3 protein-coding genes are annotated in these 2534 nt (G+C 48.1%); all 3 read right to left on the bottom strand.

Features of this window, described 5'->3' with window-relative positions; genetic code table 11:
• The coding region (locus AACW30_RS23955) for a replication initiation protein (RefSeq protein WP_200625767.1) at positions 1-440 on the bottom strand (440 nt) is incomplete at its 3' end.
• Positions 441-513: 73 nt separating this feature from the next.
• A complete protein-coding gene (locus AACW30_RS23950) occupies positions 514-1419 on the bottom strand; it encodes a hypothetical protein (RefSeq protein WP_200625766.1) in 906 nt (301 codons plus the stop codon).
• A gap of 507 nt (positions 1420-1926) precedes the next feature.
• Positions 1927-2534: replication initiation protein (locus AACW30_RS23945; RefSeq protein ID WP_200625765.1), on the bottom strand; the 608-nt coding region annotated here is incomplete at its 5' end.

The following is a 2534-nucleotide window of genomic DNA, read 5'->3' as shown; positions in this document are numbered from 1 at the left end:
TAAGGTTCCCCGTGCCATTCTGTAACCTGCCAGTGGCGATGGAGTGGGTTCTTGACGATTAGACCGGAATAGCCCCTATCAGCCCCTAAACGCTCGCATAGGGCGTTTTCGACCGCAGCGGCATACCTCAATGGTCCCTTTCTGCCGTCTGGTGCTGTGCGGACTGCTGTGGCGAGTCCGTAGAGAGCGTGGGCGTGTCCGTTGGCTTGATTTTTAACCGTCAGATTGGGAGCGGGTGCCCCACGGTCTGACCAGTCGATGGCAGCACCTGGACGGTCAATATCAAACGCAAGCCAATACATATGCGTTGGCCCGTTATGCTGGATATACTTGGCTTTGCTGGCTATCTCTGCCTTGGCTATGCTTAAACCGTTAAAAAGGTCATCTGTATAATATGGCTTTTTTGGTAAAGTGCTTGAAAAAAGTTGTAGCTGTGTCATACTGTTTATGTCCTCCTCCCCTCCTTACTGACCTGTCGCCAAACTTCGCAGTAAGGGGGGGAATTCTTTAAAGTTATATTTTGTATCTTACCCTATTTTCAAGGGTCTTGCCTGTTTTCTGTTCTGCACCCTCAAACAAGGCATTTAAAAGGTCTATCTGCTCTTTTGGTAAGTTCAAATCAGACAACTTTCCAGCCGTCTTTTCAATCCTGTTTTTTTGCCTTTCTTCTTGTTTAAGGTCTGTAACTTTTACGGCTTCAATCCATTTTAAAATCTGACTGTTCAGCATTGCTGAATAACTGGCTAAACCTTTCGCCTTGGCTACTTCATCATTGAGCTTTTGGGCTTCCAAGCCAATCGCTTCTAATGCTTTTTCTGCTTCTTTCTGCTGTATCTGCCATTTCGCTTGGCGTGGCCCCAAATTGGTCTGTAATGGCACATACTCAGACACGTCCAGCCCGCACCGGGCAAGGCTTGAAGCGGTGAATGCCTTCTTGGCTATCCCGATGGTTCCTTTCTGGTCGAGAGCCTTCAAAGCCTTCCCTTTGATGACTCTGGAAACCACAATGTTCAGATGCGGATTGTCCTGGTCGTGAACATTTGCGAAAACTTTCCCGTTGAGGTCATTGAGATCAATCTCTAACTTTTTCGCTATTTCCCTAATGACATCTTTCGCTATAAGTTTCCACTGTTCAGGTGTAGGCTTGGCTACTGATGAAGGTAATCCAAAAACAAAACTTTGGGCATAGCTCTGCGTTGGCCTTCCTCCCTTTCGCTGTGAATTGGACAAGTCCAATGTTACAGCTTCGTTGGAAGCCAACTTGATAAAATTTTCAATATTCCCAAATATGGGTATTATTTGCGAAGTGTTCTTATGATTAGCATGTTCCTCGTCGATTAGATATTTAGCATATCTAATCAGCCCGGTATGCTTATCTTTTACTCGCTCACTTCTTACGAACCAGTTCTTAATTGCCATCTTAAATTTCAATGTTATATAATACATATACCATTTAATTTTAAGAATGCAATTGTTAGCCAAAAATAGCCCATATAATTCAAGATAGGACAACCCCTACGGGGTTGACGGTTGGCCTTCGGCTCCCTTCCTCTCTTGGTCATGTCTGCGACCCGACACCCGCCAAAATCAAAAGCCCAGCCCCTCAAAAAGCCTGACCAGAGGTCAGCCATTTTGACCGGCTTCGACGTGGTGAAAAGTCTAAAAGCCTATATCAGATAATAGCCCGCCATAGGGCGTTCCCTTACACGGCTATGAGGCGATTGCTTACACAGATAACCCGAGACCAAGGCAGCTTGTCTGCCGCAGCATGTCGAGGGTTGGAGGCACGTTTGGGAGGATTTTCGAAAAGAGGATTTCCCTTTCGTTTTGACGACTCGGAGAGAATTTTCTCAATAGCCTATATCAGATAATAGCCCGCAGGGTGCTCCGGTTTCTGGGCAGGGTTTCCCTCTCTCACCCATACCTTCACCTTTTCGTCCAGCGGTAGACAGTAGCTTGGCTTGCCCCAGTGATTGCCATTACCTCTTGAATCGACTTACCAGATGCCAAAAGCTCAATGCCCTGTTCTCTGGTTGTCTTGCCTTTGGCTTGTCCACCCAAACGGCCACGGTAAGCCTGTATCTCGCTGGTGTGCGTGCTTGCAACGTAATACTCAAAATCACCCTCACCCATTCGCTTGCTTGTCCACTTCGCAACGCTGGTTGCCGTGGCTCGGATCTCGCTCAGCGGCAGCGGGTTTCTGAATTGCAGATTGATCATCTGTGCCCTTACGAGGCACGCATCGAGCCATTGGCGATAACCTGGCCAGCCTTGCCTTTGTGCCCTATACGCCCATTTTCTCAACTCTTCGAAAAGGGTGCAGTTCCTGCCAAGCCCGTAGTCTTCGACGATGATTTTTGGCTTTTTGGTCGATAGGTCGAGGTAGTCGGCAAGCTCGCCAAGCTCGTAAGGTTCCCCGTGCCATTCTGTAACCTGCCAGTGGCGATGGAGTGGGTTCTTGACGATTAGACCGGAATAGCCCCTATCAGCCCCTAAACGCTCGCATAGGGCGTTTTCGACCGCAGCGGCATACC

This window comes from Pseudomonas sp. MF6747, from assembly GCF_963890955.1.
GTDB lineage: Bacteria > Pseudomonadota > Gammaproteobacteria > Pseudomonadales > Pseudomonadaceae > Aquipseudomonas.
The sequence above is the reverse complement of the archived record's forward strand: the minus strand, read 5'-3'. Positions and strand labels throughout refer to the sequence as shown.

What these genes read in the sequence shown, in the direction of transcription:
- AACW30_RS23950 (WP_200625766.1), bottom strand. Translation starts at nt 1,419, where the DNA reads ATGGCAATTAAGAACTGGTTCGTAAGAAGTGAGCGAGTAAAAGATAAG.